Origin of the sequence: uncultured Arthrobacter sp., assembly GCF_902805515.1 — a bacterium.
Lineage (GTDB): Bacteria > Actinomycetota > Actinomycetes > Actinomycetales > Micrococcaceae > Arthrobacter_D.
Genome location: NZ_CADCTE010000075.1, coordinates 26,435 through 47,117, shown reverse-complemented (window position 1 = coordinate 47,117; position 20,683 = coordinate 26,435). Strand labels below are relative to the sequence as shown.

Annotated in this window: 22 protein-coding genes and 1 pseudogene; 18 read left to right on the top strand and 5 right to left on the bottom strand. The window is 70.9% G+C overall.

Going from position 1 to position 20,683, the window contains the following annotated elements; translation table 11 throughout:
* From QZX79_RS06655 to QZX79_RS06645, 3 genes and pseudogenes are all read left to right on the top strand, one after another.
* Nucleotides 1-199: pseudogene (locus QZX79_RS06655) on the top strand (F0F1 ATP synthase subunit beta); the annotation flags it as partial.
* A 5-nt stretch (nucleotides 200-204) separates the two neighbouring features.
* Nucleotides 205-495 (top strand): F0F1 ATP synthase subunit epsilon, encoded by a 291-nt coding sequence (locus QZX79_RS06650; protein ID WP_120165206.1) that lies wholly within the window; start codon nucleotides 205-207, stop codon nucleotides 493-495.
* Between the two features lie 10 nt (nucleotides 496-505).
* Nucleotides 506-937, top strand: a complete 432-nt coding sequence (locus QZX79_RS06645) for a DUF2550 domain-containing protein (RefSeq protein WP_120165207.1) — start codon at nucleotides 506-508, stop codon at nucleotides 935-937.
* A 14-nt stretch (nucleotides 938-951) separates the two neighbouring features.
* On the opposite strand, the gene QZX79_RS06640 is transcribed toward QZX79_RS06645, so the two are convergent.
* Entirely contained in the window at nucleotides 952-2,160 is a 1,209-nt protein-coding gene (locus tag QZX79_RS06640; protein ID WP_294566395.1) for an N-acetylglucosamine-6-phosphate deacetylase, read from the bottom strand.
* A 50-nt stretch (nucleotides 2,161-2,210) separates the two neighbouring features.
* Nucleotides 2,211-2,906, bottom strand: a complete 696-nt coding sequence (gene nucS / locus QZX79_RS06635) for an endonuclease NucS (protein ID WP_120165209.1) — start codon at nucleotides 2,904-2,906, stop codon at nucleotides 2,211-2,213.
* Nucleotides 2,907-3,031: 125 nt separating this feature from the next.
* On the opposite strand from nucS, the gene QZX79_RS06630 reads away from it, so the two are divergent.
* Nucleotides 3,032-3,355: a hypothetical protein gene (locus QZX79_RS06630; RefSeq protein ID WP_120165210.1), complete on the top strand. Its 324-nt coding sequence runs from the start codon at nucleotides 3,032-3,034 to the stop codon at nucleotides 3,353-3,355.
* A gap of 51 nt (nucleotides 3,356-3,406) precedes the next feature.
* On the top strand, nucleotides 3,407-4,198 hold the full coding sequence (locus QZX79_RS06625) for an alpha/beta hydrolase (protein WP_294566391.1): 792 nt from the start codon (nucleotides 3,407-3,409) through the stop codon (nucleotides 4,196-4,198).
* A 16-nt stretch (nucleotides 4,199-4,214) separates the two neighbouring features.
* Here QZX79_RS06625 and QZX79_RS06620 read toward each other — a convergent pair whose 3' ends face one another.
* Entirely contained in the window at nucleotides 4,215-5,411 is a 1,197-nt protein-coding gene (locus QZX79_RS06620; RefSeq protein ID WP_294566403.1) for an AI-2E family transporter, read from the bottom strand.
* Nucleotides 5,412-5,857: 446 nt separating this feature from the next.
* Between QZX79_RS06620 and QZX79_RS06615 the strand changes: the two genes are divergently transcribed.
* The 6 genes from QZX79_RS06615 to QZX79_RS06590 all read left to right on the top strand — a co-directional run bounded on the left by QZX79_RS06615 (nucleotide 5,858) and on the right by QZX79_RS06590 (nucleotide 13,397).
* The gene (locus QZX79_RS06615) at nucleotides 5,858-7,591 is read left to right on the top strand and encodes a hypothetical protein (RefSeq protein WP_294566388.1); all 1,734 of its coding nucleotides are present in this window, start codon (nucleotides 5,858-5,860) and stop codon (nucleotides 7,589-7,591) included.
* Nucleotides 7,592-7,640: 49 nt separating this feature from the next.
* Complete coding sequence (locus QZX79_RS06610) at nucleotides 7,641-8,591, top strand: co-chaperone YbbN (RefSeq protein ID WP_294566385.1); 951 nt, start codon at nucleotides 7,641-7,643, stop codon at nucleotides 8,589-8,591.
* A gap of 58 nt (nucleotides 8,592-8,649) precedes the next feature.
* Complete coding sequence (locus tag QZX79_RS06605; protein ID WP_294566382.1) at nucleotides 8,650-9,765, top strand: NADH:flavin oxidoreductase/NADH oxidase; 1,116 nt, start codon at nucleotides 8,650-8,652, stop codon at nucleotides 9,763-9,765.
* 30 nt (nucleotides 9,766-9,795) lie between these two features.
* Nucleotides 9,796-10,095, top strand: coding sequence for a DUF3039 domain-containing protein (locus QZX79_RS06600; protein WP_120165215.1), 300 nt, complete (start codon nucleotides 9,796-9,798; stop codon nucleotides 10,093-10,095).
* Between the two features lie 72 nt (nucleotides 10,096-10,167).
* Nucleotides 10,168-11,619: an MFS transporter gene (locus QZX79_RS06595; protein ID WP_294566377.1), complete on the top strand. Its 1,452-nt coding sequence runs from the start codon at nucleotides 10,168-10,170 to the stop codon at nucleotides 11,617-11,619.
* On the top strand, nucleotides 11,616-13,397 hold the full coding sequence (locus tag QZX79_RS06590) for a DEAD/DEAH box helicase (RefSeq protein WP_294566374.1): 1,782 nt from the start codon (nucleotides 11,616-11,618) through the stop codon (nucleotides 13,395-13,397). The genes QZX79_RS06595 and QZX79_RS06590 overlap by 4 nt, the downstream gene beginning before the upstream one ends.
* 73 nt (nucleotides 13,398-13,470) lie before the next feature.
* Here QZX79_RS06590 and QZX79_RS06585 read toward each other — a convergent pair whose 3' ends face one another.
* On the bottom strand, nucleotides 13,471-14,094 hold the full coding sequence (locus QZX79_RS06585) for an isochorismatase family protein (protein ID WP_294566371.1): 624 nt from the start codon (nucleotides 14,092-14,094) through the stop codon (nucleotides 13,471-13,473).
* A complete protein-coding gene (locus QZX79_RS06580) occupies nucleotides 14,091-15,434 on the bottom strand; it encodes a nicotinate phosphoribosyltransferase (protein WP_294566368.1) in 1,344 nt (447 codons plus the stop codon). The genes QZX79_RS06585 and QZX79_RS06580 overlap by 4 nt, the downstream gene beginning before the upstream one ends.
* Before the next feature lie 78 nt (nucleotides 15,435-15,512).
* Between QZX79_RS06580 and clpS the strand changes: the two genes are divergently transcribed.
* The 7 genes from clpS to rdgB all read left to right on the top strand — a co-directional run bounded on the left by clpS (nucleotide 15,513) and on the right by rdgB (nucleotide 20,664).
* Nucleotides 15,513-15,821, top strand: a complete 309-nt coding sequence (gene clpS, locus QZX79_RS06575) for an ATP-dependent Clp protease adapter ClpS (RefSeq protein ID WP_294566365.1) — start codon at nucleotides 15,513-15,515, stop codon at nucleotides 15,819-15,821.
* Between the two features lie 6 nt (nucleotides 15,822-15,827).
* Complete coding sequence (locus QZX79_RS06570) at nucleotides 15,828-16,394, top strand: DUF2017 domain-containing protein (RefSeq protein WP_294566362.1); 567 nt, start codon at nucleotides 15,828-15,830, stop codon at nucleotides 16,392-16,394.
* An 82-nt stretch (nucleotides 16,395-16,476) separates the two neighbouring features.
* Complete coding sequence (gene murI / locus QZX79_RS06565) at nucleotides 16,477-17,394, top strand: glutamate racemase (protein WP_294566358.1); 918 nt, start codon at nucleotides 16,477-16,479, stop codon at nucleotides 17,392-17,394.
* Entirely contained in the window at nucleotides 17,391-18,188 is a 798-nt protein-coding gene (locus QZX79_RS06560) for an MBL fold metallo-hydrolase (protein ID WP_120165223.1), read from the top strand. The genes murI and QZX79_RS06560 overlap by 4 nt, the downstream gene beginning before the upstream one ends.
* Nucleotides 18,189-18,344: 156 nt before the next feature.
* Nucleotides 18,345-19,103, top strand: coding sequence for a class F sortase (locus QZX79_RS06555; protein ID WP_294566353.1), 759 nt, complete (start codon nucleotides 18,345-18,347; stop codon nucleotides 19,101-19,103).
* A gap of 72 nt (nucleotides 19,104-19,175) precedes the next feature.
* Nucleotides 19,176-20,024 carry a ribonuclease PH gene (gene rph, locus QZX79_RS06550; protein ID WP_294566350.1) on the top strand — a complete coding sequence of 283 codons (849 nt, stop codon included), beginning with the start codon at nucleotides 19,176-19,178 and terminating at the stop codon, nucleotides 20,022-20,024.
* A complete protein-coding gene (gene rdgB, locus QZX79_RS06545; RefSeq protein ID WP_294566348.1) occupies nucleotides 20,017-20,664 on the top strand; it encodes an RdgB/HAM1 family non-canonical purine NTP pyrophosphatase in 648 nt (215 codons plus the stop codon). The genes rph and rdgB overlap by 8 nt, the downstream gene beginning before the upstream one ends.
* The last annotated feature ends 19 nt before the right edge of the window (nucleotides 20,665-20,683 follow it).

The following is a 20,683-nucleotide window of genomic DNA, read 5'->3' as shown; positions in this document are numbered from 1 at the left end:
CTCGCAGAACACCTACACCGCCAAGCAGTTCACCGGCGTTGAAGGCTCGACCGTGAGCATCAAGGACACCATCGAAGGCTTCAGCGCCATCTGCAACGGTGACCTCGACCACATCGCCGAGCAGGCGTTCTTCAACATCGGCGGGCTCGACGACGTCGAGCGCCAGTGGGCGAAGATCCAAGAGCGGACCGGAAAGTAAAGCTCATGGCCTCTGCAGAGCTCGAAGTCGAAATCGTCGCAGCCGACCACTTCGTGTGGTCCGGCCCGGCGACCATGGTCAAGGCGCGCACCAGCGAGGGCGAGATCGGGATCCTTCCCGGTCACTCGCCGGTGCTCGCCCTGCTCGGGGAAGGCGAACTCGCCATCCAGCCGGTGAGCGGTGAGCGCATCGTGGTGGCGGTCGACAGCGGATTCTTCTCCGTCGACAGCAACCGCGTGGTCATCGTTGCCGACAACGCCACGATCGGCGATTCGGTTTCCGCGGGAAACCGCTGACACCACCACCATGGACGGTCTGAGTCTGCTGTTGATTCTCATTGCGGCCGTCTTCGGCGTGCTGGTTCTGCTGGTCGGTGCCTTCCTGCTGCGCCGCTACCAGCTGGGCCGGACGCTCGGTACCTTCGACGCCTCCATCCGCCTCCCCGACAAGGGGTGGCGGATGGGGGTTTGTCGTTATACGGACACCCATCTCGAATGGCTGCGGCTGATGTCGCTCAGCCCCGTGCCGCCCCACCGCTACCTGCGCAGCTCGCTTGAGCTCAAGGGATGGCGCCAGCCCACCGAGGCCGAGGTTGGCCGCGTACTGCCCGGCTGCATCGTCGTCACCCTGGCCTATGAGGGCTCCGAGCTGCAGCTGGCCATGAAATATCCGGTCTATGCGGGCCTGTCCTCCTGGCTTGAGGCCGGTCCGGTGATCGGCATCGGCACCTGGCGCTAGGCAGGCCCCTGCCGTCAGGGCAGTTTCAGCCAGACCCCGGCCCTCAGGACGCCCAGCAGGTCGAGCCCGGCCGACACGATCACCGCGTCGGCGCGCAGCCCCGGCCGCAGGCTGCCCAGCTCATCGGCCAGCCCGAGCACGCCGGCAGGCACCGCCGAGGCCGACACCACGGCGTCGCGGAGCCCCACGCCGGCCTCCACGGCGCAGCGCACCACCTCCAGCAGCGTCCGGGTGCCACCGGCCGGTGCTTCCGACGCGCCCCTGCGGGCCACACCGTTCCGCACCGTGATCTCGCTGCGGCCCAGCCGGAACACCCCTTCGCCGCGCCCCGCGGCCGCCGTCGAATCACTGACCAGGCAGACATTGGCCGGTCCGGCGAGCGTGAAGGCCATCCGCGCGGTGTCGGCGTGGAGATGCACATTGTCGGCGATCAGTTCGACGGCGATCTCCCCGGCGCGTGCCCGCTCGAGCAGCAGCGGCACCGGCCCGGGGGAGCGGTGGTGGATGGCCGGCATCGCGTTGAACAGGTGCGTCGCCATGGGCCGGCCGCTGAACCCGTCGAAGCCCGTCGAGGCGAGCTCCTCATTGATCAGGTCGAGGGCGGCGGAGGCCTGTTCGGCGGTGCAGTCGGTATGCCCGATGGCGGGGATGACCCCGTGCGTGACCAGGTCGTAGACGAGCGTGTCGGTGCCCTCGAGTTCCGGGGCGTACGTCATGGAGATCAGATGGCCCCCCGCCGCGGCCGCCAGTTCCGCCAGCAGGTCCTCATCCGGGTCGGAAAGATGCGCCGGGTCGTGCATGCCGGCGCGTGCGGGGGACAGGAACGGGCCCTCTGCGTGGATCCCCGCGATCAGGCCCTCGTCGGCCGCGGTGGACAGGAGCGGAAATGCCGCCAGGAGGTCCCCGCCCGGGGCGGCGCCCGTGCTGGCGAGCAGCGTCGTCGTTCCGCTGCGGTGCTGGAAGGACACGGCCGTGCGGATGTCCTCGGCGCTGCCGGAGGTGAAGTCCCCGCCCCCGCCGCCGTGGCAGTGGAGGTCGACCAGCCCGGGAAGGATCAGCGCTCCCTCGGGCAGCGGCGGGGTGCCTGCTCCATCGGAGGGCCGGGCGGGGCCGGCGTAGGTGATGCGCGAACCCTCCCAGCTGAGCACGGCGTCCTCGATGATGCCGGAATCGGTCACCATCCGCCCGGAAAGGTGGTTGGACGTGCCCTGCAGGTTGGCCATGGTCCGATTCTATGCGCCGGAAGGGGCCCGTGCCGGAGCCGGGCGGACTGCTAGAACAGGCGGGACTCTTTATCGTCGACGCCGCGCATCGCATCGTAGTCGAGCGTGAGGCAGTCGATGCCGCGGTCGGCGGCCAGCGTGCGGGCCTGGGGTTTGATCTGCTGGGCCGCGAAGACACCGCGCACCGGCGACATCAGGGGGTCGCGGTTGAGCAGTTCAAGGTACCGGGTGAGCTGTTCCACGCCGTCGATGTCGCCGCGCCGCTTCAGTTCAATGGCCACGGTGGCGCCCGAGCCGTCGCGTGCCAGGATGTCCACCGGCCCGATCGCGGTCATGTATTCGCGCCGGATCAGGGTGAACCCCTCGCCGAGCAGCGTGATCTGCTCGGCGAGCAGGCGCTGCAGGTCCGCCTCGACCCCGTCCTTCACCAGGCCCGGGTCGACGCCGAGGTCGTGGGAGGACTCGTGGAGCTGCTCGCGGATATTGATCACCAGCCGGTCATCGCTCTTGGCGTGCTGGACGGTCCACACCTCGGTGATGCCCTCGGCGGCGTCGGCCTCGTCGGGCGTGCTGACGCGCAGCGAGGCCGGCGGGCTCATCCAGTTCAGCGGCTTGTAGGAGCCGCCGTCGGAGTGGACGAGGACGGAGCCGTCGGCCTTGACCATCAGCAGGCGGGTGGCCAGCGGAAGGTGGGCGCGGAGGCGGCCGATGTAATCGACGGAGCAGCGGGCAATGACTAGACGCACACGTTTCACTGTACCGTTTGGCGCACCGGTCTCCGGGCCGCCCGCCCGGAAGTGCGGTCCGCGGCGCGCCGGCCCGCCCACGCGCGGAGTTTCGGCCCGGAGGTAAGTTCGGGCAGACTTGGACCATGCCCCGCTCGAACCGCCCCCGCCGCACCAAGGGCCACTCCCGCGGCACGGCGCCGGTTCCGGCGGAGCTCGACCTGGAGCGGGCACGGGCCGGGTTTCCGCTGCGCGTGAGCGCCCCCGACGGCGAATGGTCGGTGCGCCGGATCACCGAGCGCAACGCGGCCAAGGAGTACACCTGCCCCGGGTGCCACCGGGTAATTCCGCCCGGGGTCGCCCATCTCGTGGTGTGGCGTGAGGATTCGCTGCTCGGGGCGGAGTCGGCCCTGGCGGACCGCAGGCACTGGCATGTGCACTGCTGGAACACCCGCAGCTACCGGTACTGAGGGCGCCCGACGGCGCACTGCAGGCCGCCGCCGGGCACCTAGAATGGGGGGATGGCCAGTGATCCCCAGGACTACGAGTTCACCCCAAGCACCGGACCGATCGACATCCGCGCCGCGACGGTGCTGCCCGCCGACCGGCGGAACATCGAGCTGAAGACCGCCGACGGCCTGACGCTCGTCGGCGAGTTCGCCGCCCCCCTGGACGGGGAGCCGAAGGCGACCCTGGTCACGCTCCATCCGCTGCCGACCCACGGCGGGTTCATGGACTCGCACCTGTTCCGCAAGGCCTCCTTCCGGCTGCCGGCCCTGGCCGGGATCGCCGTGCTGCGGTTCAACACGCGCGGCACCTGCTCACCGCGGGGATGCAGCGAGGGAACCTTCGACGGCGGCGGCGCCGAACGCCTGGACGTCGAGGCGGCGGTCCGGTGGGCGGTCGACCAAGGCCTGACGAACATCTGGCTCGTGGGCTGGTCCTTCGGCACCGAGCTGTGCCTGAAGTACGGCGCCTCCGACCCGGTCGCCGAGCACATCGAGGGCGCGGTCCTGATCTCCCCGCCGCTCCACCGCGCGGACGACGCCGACCTGGACAGCTGGGCAGCCTCGGGGCTGCCCCTGACGGTGCTGGTCCCCGAGCTCGACGACTACCTCCGCCCGCCGGCCGCGCAGGAACGCTTCGCCGCCGTCCCGCAGGCGGTGGTGACCCCTGTCGACGGCGCGAAGCACCTGTGGGTGGGGGAGAAATACGCCGCCCGGGCGCTGAACGAGATCGTCGAGGTCGTCCTTCCCGGGCAGGGGGCACCGCTGCCCACCCAGTGGGAGGGCGAGTCGGCCACCGCCTCCTGAACGCCGGCCGGTGCCCTTACTGCTGGTCCTGCCGGGCGATGAAGACCTCCTTGAGCAGCAGCATGATCGCCGCCGCGGTGGGGATGGCGATGAGGGCGCCGAGCACGCCGAGCAGGCTGCCTCCCGCGATCACCGCGATGACGGCGACGGCGCCGGGCACCGCCACCGCCCGCTGCATGATGCGCGGGGAGATGAAGTAGGCCTCGAACTGCAGGTACGCAAGGTACGGGATGGCGAACAGCAGCGCGGTCTGCCACCCGACGGTCAGGGCCACCAGGCTGACGAAGCAGGCGGCGATGAGCGCCCCCACCAGCGGGATGAACGCCAGCAGGACGACGATGAAGGCCAGCAGCACCGAGAACGGCACGCCCACGATGGACATGACGATGAATGCGAACGCGCCGTTGAGCAGGGCCACGCAGGCCTGCCCGATCACGTACATGCCCACGCTGCGGGTGATCTCCTCGGACAGCGACTGCACGCGGGCCCGCCGCGACCGGGGTGCCAGCCGGTAGGCCCACTTCTTCATCGAGGGGAGCGAGGCCAGGAAGTAAAGGGTCAGGACCAGCACGATCAGGGTGCCAAACAGGCCGTTGAGGATGACTGTGCCCACCCCCAGGACGCCGCCGAAGATTCCGCTGACGATGCCGTCCTCGGCGAAGAAGTTGTTGATTTCCGCCGTGGCCCGGTCACGGACCTGGAACTGCTGGTCCAGGGTGCGGAAGAAGTCGGAGTTCAGGAAGGTCTGGGCGTAGGCAGGGCCGCGCTCGATGATCTGGGAGGTCTGGTTCACGATGGTGGGGATCAGCGTGGCGAAGAACCCCACCACCAGTCCCACCAGGAGCGTCAGGGACAGGGTGATGCCGGCGGGGCGCGGCACCCCGCGTTGGTCGAGCCACCTCACGATCGGGTCTAGTCCCAGGGCGATGAACAGGGCCGCCCCGATCCACAGCAGCAGCTGCCCGACGTTCATGATCATGAAGTAGGCAAGCAGCGCCAGGCCCACCCCGACGCTGGCCATGAACCCGAAGTGGATCGGGTGCTGGCGCATCGAGCGGGGAGGCAGCCCGCCGAACTTCAGCCGCTCGTCGGTGAGCTGGACCGAGGGGTCCACGGGCACGGCCAGCGGTTCCACCTCGGGCGGGAACTCGAACCGCCGCCGCGGCTGGGCTCCGGGGATCGGCCGCCGCAGCCGGGTGAACAGCGTAGCCATCCGGCCCCGGGCGAGGGCAGGGTCGCCTCCGGGTTCGGCCGGGTCGATTCCGCCGCCGTCGCCGTTGCGGTCCGCAGAGTCCCCGTCGGGCCGCGGCAGCGGCTCGTTGACGGGCACTTCCTCATTGTTCGTCACGGTGCGGTCTGCTTTCACTGGTGCTGCATTCCACTTTGGATCACAAGCGAAACACTACAGCCGGGCTCCCGGGAAGACAGGCCTTTCCGCGCACGGCAGGCGGGCGTGGTGCCCCGCACGCGGTAGAGGCTGGCGTCGGGCCGGAGTGAGCCGGTGCACACGAATCAGTTCCCCACGGGCAACTTCGTTACCATGGGAAGACTAATCGAGAGAAAGTACAGCCTGGCCCGTGCGTGCCCGCGGACGGCCGGCGGTGCGCCGCGGATCGGGAGGTCCGCTCCACAAGACAACGAATAGGTACCCGCGTGCGCGTGAAAACTGCAGTCCCGATCATTATTGCCGGCGTGCTGCTGATGCTGATTGGCATCGGCCAGCGCACCTTCTGGGCCCCACCGGAGACGGTGACGTTCAGCGTGCCCGCCGGGGCGGAGGCCGGGCCTGTGACGGTCATCGACGCCGAGGCCCGGAACGACGACGCCGGCGACGTCGATATCACCGTCAAGAGCGGCGGTCCGTTCACCCTGGCCGTGGGCAGGGCGGCGGACGTCGACGCGTGGGTCGGCGACGCCGCCCACCTGCGGGTCACCGGCGTCGGCGACGAGGAGCTCACGACGAAGTTCACCGAGGGCGAGGCCACCGTGCCCGATCCCCGCGGCGCGGACCTGTGGACGAGCGAGGAGACGGCAGAGGGCTCGGTAACCCATCACTGGATCAACCCGGCCGAGGGCGACTTCTCGATCCTGCTCGTCTCCGACGGAACCGCAGCGGCGCCCTCGGACATCGCCATCACGGAGCCGAACGATGCCTCGACACCGCTGGCCGTACCCCTGATCGTCGCCGGCGCCCTGCTCGCGGTCCTGGGGATCGCACTGCTCTTCATCTCACCGCGCAGCACCGGATCCGGCCGCGGCCGCCCGACCCCTGCGCCCGAGGGGTCACGGGCCTACCTCCGGCAGCAGCGCGCCGCCGCGGACCGCGGGGTCCGTGCGCGCCGCAGAGTCCACCCTGTGGCCGTGGCCGCAGCAGCACTCCTGGCCGGAACGGCCGTGGCGGGCCCCGCCGCCGCCCAGCAGACGGTCAAGCAGCAGACAGTCCCGCAGCAGACGGTCAAGCAGGAGACCAAGGCCGCAGAGGGCGGCTCCGGAAACGCAAAGCCGGGCGCCCCGGCCGTGCTCGAACCCCAGCTCGAGCGCATCCTCGAGTCCGTCGCGACCACGGTGGCCGAGGCCGACGCCGCGGCCGACTCCAAGCTGCTGCAACCCCGCGCCGGCGGTGCGGCGCTCGAACTGCGCACCGCCGGATACGCGGTGCGCGCCAAGGACAAGAAGGCCTCGGCCGCCGCACCGGTGGCCGGGTCACCGGTGCTGACCCGCGTCATTCCCACCGCCGGGGAGTGGCCGCGCACGGTCGTGGCCCTGACCCAGGGGGAGGGGAACCCTGTTCCGCAGGCGCTGGTGCTGACCCAGGACAACCCGCGGACCAACTACAAGCTGGTCTCCGCCATCCAGATGCTTCCGGGCACCACCTTCCCGGCCTCCGCGGCCGACGGGGCTCTTCAGGAACTGGCGCCCGATGCCGAGGAAGGGCTCGCCATGGCACCGCAGACCGCGGTGGCCGCCATCGCCGACTTCCTGACCTCGCCGAAGGGCAAGCACAAGGGAACCTTCGAGGCGAACTCCTTCGCCGACGCCATCACCGGATTCCAGGCAGGTGTCGTCGCAGACCGGGACAACGCCGCGGCCACCATCTCCTTCCGCCACGTCGCCCAGGCGCCGAGCACCCGGGCGCTGGGCACCGAGGACGGCGGCGCCGTCGTCTTCGGATACCTCAAGCACACCTACTCGAGCGTCCCCAAGGGCAGGGGCGATTCCATCGACCTCAACGGAACGATCTACGAGACCCTCACCGGCCGGGAAAAGACCGAAAAAGGAATTGACGTCAACTACGGTGAGGCCGTGATGATGTACGTACCACCGGCCGGCAGCAAGGACAAGATCCGCGTGATCGGTGCCGCGCAGCAGCTGCTGGCCGCCAAGCTGAAGTAGACGCCCCCGCACTCCGGTGCACGAACCCCCCCATCCGAAAGGCAAGCCATTGTCCACACCAGCCGGCCGCGGCAACGTGCCGCCGTCAATGAACCTTCACGGCGCCGTCGACCTCGCCGCCGTCAAGGCCCGCGCGGAGGCGGCGGCCCGGCCGGCCGCGGACCGGCCCGCCGCCGCCAGCCCGTACATCGTCCAGGTGACCGAGCAGACGTTCCCGCAGCTCGTCCAGCTCTCCGCCACGGTCCCGGTGATCGTGGACCTCGGCGCGTCCTGGAGTGAGCAGTCGACCCAGGTCAGCGCCGTCCTCGAGGCGGCTGCCATCGACTTCGACGGCCGGTTCCTGCTGGCCAAGGCAGACCTCCAGGCCCAGCCGCAGATCGCCCAGGCGTTCCAGGCCCAGGCCGCGCCCACGGTCGTGGCCGTGGTCAAGGGCCAGCCGGTACCCATGTTCGAGGGTGCGCTGCCGGCCGAGCAGATCCGTGCCTTCATCGACGAACTGCTCAAGGTCGCCGAGGCCAACGGCGTCACCGGCACCCTCAACGACGGCGCGCAGGCGCCGGCCGCGGCGCCCGCGCCGGAACCCGAACTGCCGCCGCTGCACCAGGAGGCCTTCGACGCCATCGAGGCCGGGAACTACGCCGCGGCCGCCGCGGCCTACCGCCGGGCGCTGGCCGAACAGCCGGCCGACGCCGACGCGAAGGCCGGGCTTGCGCAGGTCGAACTCATGCAGCGCCTCGAAGGAGCCGACGCGGCCGCGGTCCGCACCGCCGGGGCCGGGCGGCCCGACGACGTCGAGGCGCAGCTCGCCGTGGCCGACCTCGACCTGAGCGGGGGACACGTCGAGGACGCCTTCGCACGCGTCACCTCCTTCATCGCCCGCAGCGGCGGCGAGGACAAGGAAACGGCCCGGAAACGGCTCCTCGAGCTGTTCGAGATCGTCGGCCCCACCGACCCCCGCGTCACCAAGGCCCGGGCCACCCTCGCCCGGGCGCTCTTCTAGGCAAACCCTTACCGGTCAGCAGCAGACCGTACCGCAGCACCCACTTCGTTAGGACTCCATGACCTCCGGCACCACCACTCCCGGCCTGTTCGACCCGATCACCCTGCGCTCACTGACAGTGCCCCACCGGGGGTGGGTGGCCGCGATGTGCCAGTACTCCTGCGATCCGGTCGGTGCCCCGGGAGTACCGACGGACTGGCACCTGGTGCACCTCGGCCAGTTCGCGACCGGCGGTGCGGCGATGATCATCACCGAGGCCGCCGCGGTCAGCCCCGAGGGACGGATCAGCCCGCGCGATGCCGGCATCTACAACGCCGAGCAGGTTGCCGCCTGGCGCCGCATCACCGACTTCATCCACACCCAGGGGACACCCGGCACGCTCACCGGAATCCAGCTGGCCCATGCCGGGCGGAAGGCCTCGACCTACTGGCCCTTCAGCAGGCTTCACGGGTCGGTGCCCGAGGCAGAGGGCGGCTGGGAGACACTCGGCCCCACCGATGAGGCCTTCGACGGCTATGCCGCCCCGCGGGCGATGACCGAGGAGGACATCCTCGCGGTGATCCGCGACTTCGGCCAGGGTGCCCGCCGCGCCGTGGAGGCCGGCTTCGACACCGTGGAAATCCACGGCGCCCACGGCTACCTGCTGCACCAGTTCCTGACCCCGCTGGTCAACACCCGCACCGACGGCTGGGGAGGCTCCGAAGAGGCACGGTTCCGCCTCACGCTGGAGGTCATCGACGAGGTCCGCAGGAACATCCCGGCCGAGATGCCGCTGCTCCTTCGCATCTCCGCGTCCGACTGGGTCGAGGGGGGCCTTGACGGCGCCGCATCGGCGCGGCTTGCTGCGAAGGCGGCAGAGCACGGGGTCGACTTCGTCGATGTCTCCTCGGGCGGAGCGGTGGCACATGTGCGGATTCCCGTCGGTCCGGGCTACCAGGTGGAGTTCGCCGAGACGGTGCGGGCGGCAGGGCTTCCCACCGGCGCCGTCGGGCTGATCGACGACCCGGAGCAGGCGGAAGGCATCATCCGCGAGGGGAAGGCCGACGTCGTCCTGATCGCCCGGGCCGCCCTGCGCGACCCCCACTGGTGGCTCCGGGCGGCGCACGTCCTGGAGCGCGAGCTCGCCCCGGTGCCGCAGTACCAGCGGGCCGGATCGTTCGCCCGGACCAGGTAACCGGCGAGGGGCCGGCGGTAGACTGGTTCCATGACGATGCCCGCAGACCCCTTTGCCAACGACCCCCTGGACAGCCCCGGCGCCGGTTCGACCGCCACCCTCGAGCGGGAGGAACAGCGCCAGGAGGTGGAGCCGGGCGACAGTGAGCGCTTCGCGCACTACGTGCGCAAGGAAAAGATCATGGAGTCGGCACTCACCGGAGAGCCCGTCATCGCCCTGTGCGGAAAGGTCTGGACGCCGGGCCGCGACCCGGAGAAGTTCCCGGTCTGTCCCGAGTGCAAGGAAATCTACAACGGCCTGCGCCCCGGCAAGGACGACACGCCAAAGTAGGCCTCCGGGCCGGTGCCCGGCCCCACCGCCTCCTGCGCCGCGCGGGAGGGAAGCAACGACGCGTAAGGTGCCATGACGGATACCCCCGCGCCCGAATCCGCAATGGCGGCACGCCTGCGCCCGCTGACCTTCGGGCTGATCGCAATCATCACCTGTGCGGCCTTCGAGGCCATGGCCGTGGCCACCGCCATGCCTGCGGTGGCGGACGAGCTCGACGGTGAGGCCAGCTACGGGCTCGCCTTCTCGATGTACCTCACCGCCTCGCTGCTGGGCACGGTCCTGGCGGGATCCTGGACGGACCGGCGGGGGCCCCGCCCGGCGCTGAGGGTCGGCATGGCCCTGATGATCGCCGGCCTGCTCCTGTCCGGGGCCGCACCGGAGTTCTGGGTGGTGACGGCGGGACGGGCGGTCTCAGGGCTCGGCGGCGGCTTTCTGATCGTCGCCGTGTACGTGGTGATCGGCCGGGCCTTCCCCGCCGGCGCGCAGCCCGTGGTCTTCGGCTGGCTCTCGGCCGCCTGGGTGGTGCCCTCGCTGGTGGGGCCCTTCGTGGCGGGAGTGGTGGCCGAGGAACTGCACTGGCGGTGGGTGTTCCTCGGGGTGGCCCCGCTGGTTGCGGCGGCCGGAGTGGTCGTAGCTCCCCGGATCCGCTCGCTTGGCCCTCCGGCGGACCCCGGCACCGGCGGAACCGGCGGCGCCGGCTGGCGCCGCGCCCTGCGGGGCCTTGGGCTGTCGGGCGGAGTATTCGCCGTGCAGTGGGCCGTCATCCGGCTGGCGGCCGACGGCAACAGCGCCGCCGCGACGGGCCTGCTTGCCGCCCTCGCCGCCGTCGGGCTCGCGGCGGTGTTCATCACCCTCCCGGGGCTGCTGCCGCGCGGCACCCTGCGTTTCGGCCGGGGCCTGCCGAGCATTATCGGCACCCGCGGCCTCGTGAACGTCGCCTTCTTCGGCGCCGAGGCGTTCATCCCCCTGATGCTCGTCAGCGCCCGCGGAGTCGACGCGTCCACCGCCGGCCTGGCCCTGAGCGCCGGGGCGCTCGGCTGGAGCGCCGGGGCCTTCCTGCAGACCCGCGTCGGGTTCCGCCGCCAGTGGCTGCTGGTGGCCGGCTCGACCCTGCTCTCGCTCACCCTGGGCGGCTTCGCCCTCGCCTCGGGCGCCCAGGCGCCCCTGCCGGTCCTGATCCTCATCTGGGCCTTCGCCGGAATGGCCATGGGGATGACCCTTTCGAGCACCTCGGTCCTCGTCCTGTCGCTCTCACCCAAGGCCGAGCAGGGGCGCAATTCGGCGTCGCTGCAGATCGCCGACCAGCTCGGCGGGGTGGCCGGGACGGCCGGGGCCGGCACCCTCTTCGCACTGCTGCGCGATCCCTCGGCGCCGGGCCGCGTCGAGGTGTTTGTTGCGATCTGGCTGGCTCTGTGCCTGTTCGCGGCAGCAGGTATAGTTTCCGGTCTGAGAGGGGCACAGGCACCCAAGGCCGGCCCCACGAAAGACACCAAGAAGTCTATGGAAGGTACTGTCCCGGCGTGAGTAGTGACACCCTGTTCGGGGCCGGCCCAGCCCTGCCGCCCGCCTACCCGGAGCGAGCGGCGTGGGGCACGGCACCCAAGCTCCGGCAGTGGCAGAGCGAGGCCCTGGAGAAGTACTTCGCCAACTCGCCCCAGGATTTCCTCGCAGTGGCAACCCCGGGCGCGGGGAAGACGACGTTCGCCCTGCGGGTCGCCACCGAGCTCGTCGAGCGGGGCATCGTGAACCGGGTCACCGTGGTGGCGCCGACCGACCACCTCAAGCGCCAGTGGGCCGACGCCGCCGCGCGGGTGGGCCTGGCGATCGACCCGAACTTCAAGAACGCGGACGGCCGTCACGGCAACGGCTTCATCGGCGTCGCCGTCACCTACGCCCAGGTGGCCAGCAAGCCGATGCTGCACCGGGCCAAGACCGAGGCCGCGAAGACCCTGGTGATCCTCGACGAGATCCACCACGGCGGCGACGCCCTGTCCTGGGGCGACGGAATCCGTGAGGCCTTCGAACCGGCCACCCGCCGGCTCGCCCTGACCGGAACGCCCTTCCGCTCCGACACCGCGGCGATTCCGTTCGTCGAGTACGTCGAGGACGGCGACGGCATCCGCCGCTCGCGCTCCGATTACACCTACGGGTACGGCCAGGCCCTGCGCGACCACGTGGTGCGCCCGGTGATCTTCATGGCCTACTCGGGCCAGATGCGCTGGCGCACCAGCACCGGCGACGAGATGGCGGCGTCCCTCGGCGAGGCGGCCGTCACCAAGGACATCACCGCCCAGGCCTGGCGCACCGCGCTGAACCCGGCGGGGGAGTGGATTCCCGCGGTGCTGGCGGCGGCCGACAAGCGCCTCACCGAGGTGCGGCGGACGGTGCCCGACGCCGGCGGCCTCGTCATCGCCACCGACCACGACGACGCCCGCGCCTACGCGGGCCGGCTGAAGAAGATCACCGGAGAATCCCCGACGGTCATCCTCTCCGACGATGTAAAGGCCTCCTCGAAGATCGAGGAGTTCTCCGCCGACACCACGCGCTGGATGGTCGCCGTCCGCATGGTCTCCGAGGGCGTCGACGTGCCGCGGCTGGCGGTCGGGGTCTATGCCACCTCCACCGCGACCCCGCTCTTCTTCGCCCAGGCCGTCGGCCGGTACGTGCGGGCACGGCGCCGCGGCGAGACGGCGTCGATTTTCCTGCCCTCGGTCCCGAACCTGATGGCCCTGGCCAACCAGCTCGAGGCCGAGCGCGACCACGCCCTGGACCGCCCCTCGACGGGGGAGGAGGACGGCTTCGCCCTCGAGGAGGGCCTGATGGAGGCGGCGAACCGGGAGGAGAAGGCTTCCGATTCGCTCACCAAGCAGAAGTTCGAGGCCCTCGAGTCCCAGGCCTCCTTCGACCGGGTGCTCTTCGACGGCGGCGAGTTCGGCACCGGCGGCGAGATGGGCAGTGAGGAGGAGTTCGACTTCCTGGGCATCCCGGGGCTCCTTGACGCCGATCAGGTGGGGCAGCTGCTCCGCCAGCGCCAGCAGGAGCAGCAGTCGCGGCGGCGCGGACGCGCCCCCGAACCCGCACCGGCCGACCCCGCGGTGCCCGACCACCGGCAGCTGACGGAACTGCGCGGGCAGCTCGCCAAGAACGTCTCGGCCTGGTCGGCGCGGACCGGCACCCCCCACGGCGTGGTGCACACCGAACTGCGCAAGGCCTGCGGCGGCCCGGCGGTGGCCCAGGCCAACGAGGAGCAGCTGCAGCGCCGGCTGAAGAAGCTCCAGGACTGGTTCATCGGGCGGAAGTAATTCCGCCCCTGCCTGCTCCGGCACCCCGGTCAAGGGGCGCCGGAGCGTGGTCAAGGGCGCCGGAGCGGCGTGCTCAGTGCTGGACCTCGACCCCCGCCGCTTCGAGTTCCTCGAAGGTGTTGTCAAGCTTTTCGGCGTGGACGGCCCGCGTCAGGTCCGTCAGCACCGACACCGAGTAGCCGGCGGCCACGGCGTCGAGGGCGGTGGCCCGCACGCAGTAGTCGGCGGCGAGACCCGCAACCACCACCTCGTCGACGTCCCGGTCGCGCAGCCAGTCGTCGAGGCTCAGCGGCGCCTCATCGGGTTCGGTCAGGGCCGCCCCCAGCTTGCGCTCCCCGGTGGGGACCTCGTCCTCGGGGGCCAGGACCCCCTCGAAGCCCGAGTAGGCCGCCTCGAACTGGCCCTTGCGGAACACCGCGTCGACGTTTTCGGTGTCGAGGTCGGGATGGAAGTCCGCCCCGCGGGTGTCGGCCACGCAGTGGACGGGCCAGGAGTCGATGAAGTCGGGGGTCTCGGAGAAGTGGGGGCCAGGATCGATGTGCCAGTCCTGGGTCGCGACGACGTAGTCGTAGTCGGCGGCGCGGGCGTCCGCGTGGTCGCTGATGGCGGCCGCCACCTCGGCGCCGCCCTGCACCGCGAGGGAGCCCCCCTCGCAGAAGTCGTTCTGGACGTCGATGATGATCAGTGCACGCGTCATGGAAGTGTCTCCTCGTACTCGGTGGGGATGGCAGGTTCGCCGCGCTGGAGCCGGTGCACCGACTCCGGGAGCTCTGCGATGGACTCTGAGTGGCGCAGTGCCGCCCGCTGGACGCCCTCGGGCCCGGTCCAGCCCGGAAGGACCTCCCCGCCCTTGACCAGCTGCTGCAGCAGGGGCCGGTCGTTGCCGTCGTCGGAGGGCGAGGCGGAGAGGCCCACCACCTCGGCGGTGGCGGTGCCGTTCTCGTCGAGCCGGCGCAGGGCGTACTTCCGGCCGCCCACGGAGGCCTTGTTCTTGGCGGCCTTGGCCACGGAGACGAAGGTGCCGTTGTTGTCCTCGCGGCTGACGAGCTTGTAGACCATCCCGGCGGTCGGGGCGCCCGAGCCGGTCACCAGGGAGGTGCCGACGCCGTAGGCATCAACCGGCGCCGAGGCCAGCAGGCCGATGGCGAACTCGTCGAGGTCGGAGGTCACCACGATCCGGGTGTTGGTGTTGCCCAGGTCATCGAGCAGTTCGCGCACCCAGCGGGCCTGGGTCACCAGGTCGCCCGAGTCGAGCCGCACCGCGCCCAGTTCAGGGCCGGCCACCTCGACGGCGGTGCGCACCCCCTGCTCGACGTCGTAGGTGTCGACGAGGAGGGAGGTGCCCCGGCCGAGGGCCTGGACCTGCGCCTCGAAGGCCTGGCGTTCGGTGTCATGGAGCAGGGTGAAGGAGTGGGCGGCGGTGCCCACGGTCGGGACCCCGTACCGCCGCCCGGCCTCGAGGTTGGAGGTGCTGGCGAAGCCGCCGATGATCGCGGCCCGGGAGGCTGCCACGGCCGACTCCTCGTGGGTGCGCCGCGAGCCCATCTCGATGCACGGCCTGCCCGCGGCGGCGCTGGTCATACGGGAGGCGGCCGAGGCGATGGCGCTGTCGTGGTTGAGCACCGAGAGCACGAGGGTCTCGAGGATGCACGCCTCCGCGAAGGTCGACTCCACGATCAGGATGGGGGAGTTGGGGAAATAGGCCTCGCCCTCGGCGTAGCCGAAGATGTCGCCGGTGAAGGAGAAGCCGGCGAGCCAGTCCAGGGTCTTGTCATCGACGATTGAATTGTCGGAGAGGAACCCCAGCTGGTCGTCCCCGAACCGGAACGCGGCGAGCGCCTCGAGGAGGCGCCCGGTGCCGGCGGTGACGCCGTACCGCCGGCCGTCGGGCAGGCGGCGGGCGAAGGCCTCGAAGACCGAGCGGCGGTGGGCCGCCCCCGAGTGCAGGGCCGCCTGCAGCATCGTGAGCTCGTACTGGTCGGTGAACAGTGCGGTGTTGGGCTGCCGGGGCGCCGAAGCGCTGCTGGGAGAAGTCACAGTCAAAACATTAGCCGTGCGTTCGCTTTGTGAGTACCGGGGCGGCCCGGGTCCGCGGCGCATCTTAGAATGAGGTACATGACACTTGGCACTACGACCGATACCCGTGTGCGGGACGAGGCCTCGACCCGTTCCGAGGCCGGCCTTGACCAGCCCTGGGTCGTTGTGGTGTGGAACGACCCGGTGAACCTGATGACCTATGTCAGCTATGTCTTCCAGACCTACTTCGGCTACAGCGAGTCCAAGGCGCGCAAACTGATGCTCGAGGTCCACGAGCAGGGCAGGTCGGCGGTGGCGACCGGCAGCAGGGAAAAAGCCGAGCGGGATACCGTCGCCATGCACTCCTTCGGACTGTGGGCCACCTTCGAAAAAGCCGGAAGCGAGTAGGGCCCCATGGCGAAACCCTTCAAGTCAACCCGCCGCGGAATTACCGGGCATTTCGAGCCCGGTGAGGTGCGCCTGCTGGGCAGTCTCTTCAGCGACATCATCACCATGCTCGAGCCGGACACCGCCCCCAGTACCGATCCGCTGGCCGCGATGGTGGGCGTCGACGCCGAGGCGGCACGGCCCGGGGATTCGGCGCTGCAGCGGCTGCTGCCCGACGCGGTGCGCGACGACGACGCCGAGGCGCTCGAGTTCCGCCGGCTCACCGAGCGCTCCCTGCGGGAGCAGAAGATCGGTGCGCTGCGCAGCAGCGCCCTGCTGATCGAGAGCAACCCGGTGACGCTGAACCCCGAGCAGGGGCGGCTGATGGCTCAGGCGTTCAACGACGTCCGGCTGGTGCTTGCGGACCGGCTGGGGATCGAGACGGACGAGGACGCCGCCCGCCTCCACGGAATCGACGACTTCGCCGACGCGGAGGACGTCGAGGCGTACCTGGCGCTGGTGTACAACTTCCTGACCTGGCTCCAGGAGTCGCTGCTGCAGGCACTGCTCAGCAGCGCCCGCACCGCCCGGTAGCCGGGAGCTCCCGCGGGGTGTGATGGATCCCACGCGGAATCCGTTAGTGTCCGGGCCCGACACGCCCTATTCTCAGTAGATTATGAGTTCAGAGCCTGCGGGAACACCGCCCTCGAGCAAGACCGGGGCGCCGATCGGTATTTTCGACTCCGGAGTCGGCGGCCTGACGGTCGCCCGCGCCGTCATCGACCAGCTGCCGAATGAATCGATCCTCTACGTGGGCGACACGGCCAACGGCCCGTACGGGCCCCTGCCGATTGCCGAGGTGCGCGCCCACGCGCTCGCCGTCATGGACGAGCTTGTCGATTCGGGCGTGAAGCTGCTCGTCATCGCCTGCAACTCGGCCTCCGCCGCGGTGCTCCGCGACGCCCGGGAACGCTACACGGCGCGGTACGGCATCCCCGTGATCGAGGTGATCCAGCCCGCGGTCCGGCGCGCGGTGGCTGCCACCCGCAGCGGGGACATCGGCGTGATCGGAACCGCGGCCACCATCGGCTCGCGGGCCTACGAGGACACCTTCGCCGCCGCCCCGCACCTGCGGATCACCTCGGCCGCATGCCCGGAGTTCGTTGAGTACGTCGAGGCCGGCGTCACCGCCGGGCCCGGGCTGCTCTCGGCCGCGAAACGCTACCTTGAGCCGCTGAAGCGTGCCGGCGTGGACACCGTGGTGCTCGGCTGCACCCACTACCCGCTGCTGACCGGAGTCATCTCCTACGTCATGGGGGACAGCGTCAGCCTGGTCTCCAGCGCCGAGGAGACCGCCAAGGACGTCTACCGCGCCCTGGTCTCCCACGACCTGCTCAGCAGCGAAACCGGTCCGGCGGTCCACCGCTTCCTGGCCACCGGCGACGCCGCGGGCTTCGAGGTCCTCGCCCGGCGCTTCCTCGGCCCCGAGGTGCTCAGCGTCCAGCACGTCGACCATGTCGCCGCCCAGTACCCGACGGGAAGCCTGGCGAGGATCACCCCGGACATGATTACGGCCTCCGGTGGCCCGCGATGAAGCTGACGATCGTGGGCTGCAGCGGCTCCTTCCCCGGCCCGCAGTCGCCCGCGTCGTGCTACCTGATCACCGCCGAGTCCGAGGGGCGGACCTGGCGGATCCTGCTTGACCTCGGCAACGGCTCCCTCGGAGCCCTGCAGCGGTACATGGACCTGCGGCAGATCGACGCGGTCTTCCTGAGCCACCTCCACCCCGACCACTGCATGGACCTGTGCGGGCTCCATGTCGCCGTCCACTGGGATCCCGCCGGCTGGGGCCGGGAACGGATCCCCGTCTGGGGTCCGGCGGCGACGGCCGACCGCATGGCGACCGCGTACGGCCTGGCCCTGAACCCGGGCATGCACGAGGACTTCGAGTTCCACTCCTGGCAGGACCGCACCGCGGTCCGGCTCGGGCCCTTCAGCATCACCCCCTTCGCGGTGCTGCACCCCGCCGAGGAGGCCTACGCCCTGCGCATCGAGGTCACCGAGCCGAACGCGGACGGCGTGCCCGAAACCCGCGTGCTGACCTATTCCGGCGACACCGACTCGTGCGAGGGCCTGATCGAGGCCGCGGCCGAGGCCGACCTCTTCCTCTGTGAGGCGGCGTTCCAAGAGGGACGCGACGACGGGATCAGCGGGGTCCACCTGACCGGCCTGCGCGCCGGGGAGATGGCGGAGGCCGCCGCAGCCAAGCGCCTGCTGCTGACCCACCTGCCGGTGTGGAACGACGCCAACGTCTCGATCGGGGAGGCGCGCTCGCGCTACAGCGGGCAGCTCGCCGTCGCGGTGGCCGGGGTGTCCTACACCGTCTGACCGGCTGCCCTGTCGACCGGCCGGAGCACCGGTTCCCGCCACAACTCCGCCACAACCCCTCCACAACTCCGCCACAACCCCGGCGCGGCCTGTAGCCTATGCGGAAGTACCGGTCCCGAGCGGACCGGTAGGTCTCTCCGATTGAAAGGCGCAGCCATGGCACCCTCGGCGCACCCCGACGAGCCCTCGGTCCCAGCGGAACCGGACGGGTCCGGGCACCCGCAGCAGGGCAGGTCCCGGCGCCGGGGCATCCTCGTTGCGCTCCTGGGCTTGGCCGCGGCGCTCGTGCTCGTCCTGTCGGTGATTCTTCCCCAGCTGCAGCAGGGATCGTCGGCGGCCGGTGATGACCGCCCCACCTCGACGCCCTCCCCGGCCCCGTCGGTCACCAGCGCCCCTGCCTCTCCCAGCGCGGCGCCCGCCGCGCCCCCCAAGGCGCCCCCGGTTAAGGCACCCGCCGGACCGGCCGCCGCCGCTCCCACCCACATCAAAGTGGAGGCCGCCGGCATCGACGTCGCGGTGCTCCCGCTGCAGCCCACCGCCGCCGACGTGGCGAGCCAGTCGATCGTGCCGCCGTTCACCGACGACGGCTACTGGCTTTCCTCCTACGGCGCCCCGGGCGCCGGGTCGGCCAACACGACCTACATCACCGGGCACAGCTGGGAGGGCAGGGAGGCGCCCTTCGACCGGTTCAGCACCCACACGGAAGTCGGTGACACCGTGACTGTCACCACGCAGACGGGCACGCTGCGCTACACCGTCGACGCGATCACCACCCACGACAAAGACACCCTGAAGACCAGCGACATCTGGAACATCATCCCGAACCGCCTCGTCATCATCAGCTGCTACACCGAGGACCCCTGGGGCAAGAACGTCGTGGTGACCGCCTCACCGGCTCCACCGACCGCGGGCTGACCGGCCGTCCGGCCCGCCCTGCGGCCGCTGCGCGCCGCCGGGCCGGACACACCGCCGGTTTAGACTGGCTCCATGAGCCCAGCCGATCCGCACTCCCTCCCATCCACCGCTGCCCCGTCCACCGCCGCCCCGTCCACCGCCGCAACGGCCACCCCCGACGGCGCCGCCCCCGCTCCGCCGGCAGTGCGGCGGGCCGACGGCCGCACCCCGGACCAGCTGCGGAACATCAGCATCACCCGGGGCTGGTCGAACCAGGCCGAGGGCTCGGCGCTGATCGAGTTCGGCAACACCCGCGTGCTGTGCACGGCCTCGCTGACCAGCGGAGTCCCACGCTGGCTCAAGGGGGAGGGAAAGGGCTGGGTCACGGCCGAGTACGCCATGCTGCCCCGGGCCACCAACACCCGCTCCGACCGCGAATCGGTCAAGGGGAAGATCGGCGGGCGCACCCACGAAATCTCCCGCCTCATCGGCCGGTCGCTGCGCTCGATCATCGACACCAAGGCGCTCGGCGAGAACACCATCGTGCTTGACTGCGACGTGCTCCAGGCCGACGGCGGCACCCGCACCGCGGCGATCACCGGCGCCTACGTGGCGCTCGCCGACGCCATCCGGTACGCCAAGGACAAGAAGCTGATCCCGGCCGGCGCCAAGCCGCTGACCGACACGGTCGCTGCCGTCAGCGTCGGCATTATCGACGGCGTCCCCATGCTGGACCTTCCCTACGTCGAGGACGTGCGCGCCGAAACCGACATGAACGTCGTGGTCACCGGCTCCGGGAAGTTCGTCGAGGTCCAGGGCACCGCCGAGGGTGCGCCCTTCGACCGGGCCGAACTCGACGCGCTGCTCGACCTCGCCCTGCTGGGCACGGCCCAGCTCGCGCAGATCCAGCACGACACCCTCAAGGAAGCGGCCGGTGCCTGAGCAGGTGCACCGGCTGGTGCTTGCCACGCGCAACCCGGGCAAGCTCCGCGAACTCCGTGAGCTGCTTCGCGGACAGGTTCCCGGGCTCGACGTCGACACCCAGGTCGTTGACGCCGAAACCGCGGGCGCTGCCGACGTCGTCGAAAGCGGAGTCACCTTCGAAGAGAACGCCGTGCTCAAGGCGCGCCAGACCGCGGCGGCCACCGGGCTGGTGGCCGTGGCCGACGACTCCGGACTCGCCGTCGACGTCCTCGGCGGGGCCCCGGGGATTTTCTCGGCCCGCTGGTCCGGCCGCCACGGCGACGACGCCGCGAACCTTGACCTGCTCCTCGCCCAGCTTGCGGATATCGGCCCCGAGCACCGCGGCGCGGCCTTCCACTGCGCCGCGGCGCTCGCCGTGCCCGGCGGTGCCGTGCACGTGGAGCTGGGTGAACTGCGCGGCACGCTGCTGACCGGGCCGCGGGGCACCGGCGGATTCGGCTACGACCCGGTGCTCGTCCCCGAAGGGCTCGACCGGACCTGCGCCGAGCTCGCCCCCGAAGAGAAAAACCGCATCAGCCACCGCGGCCTTGCCTTCCGGGCGCTGCTGCCGCACCTGATTCGGGCGCTCGACGGCGGCGTGGATGGCGTCCGGTCCTGAGCGTTTTTGGCGGCAGGCG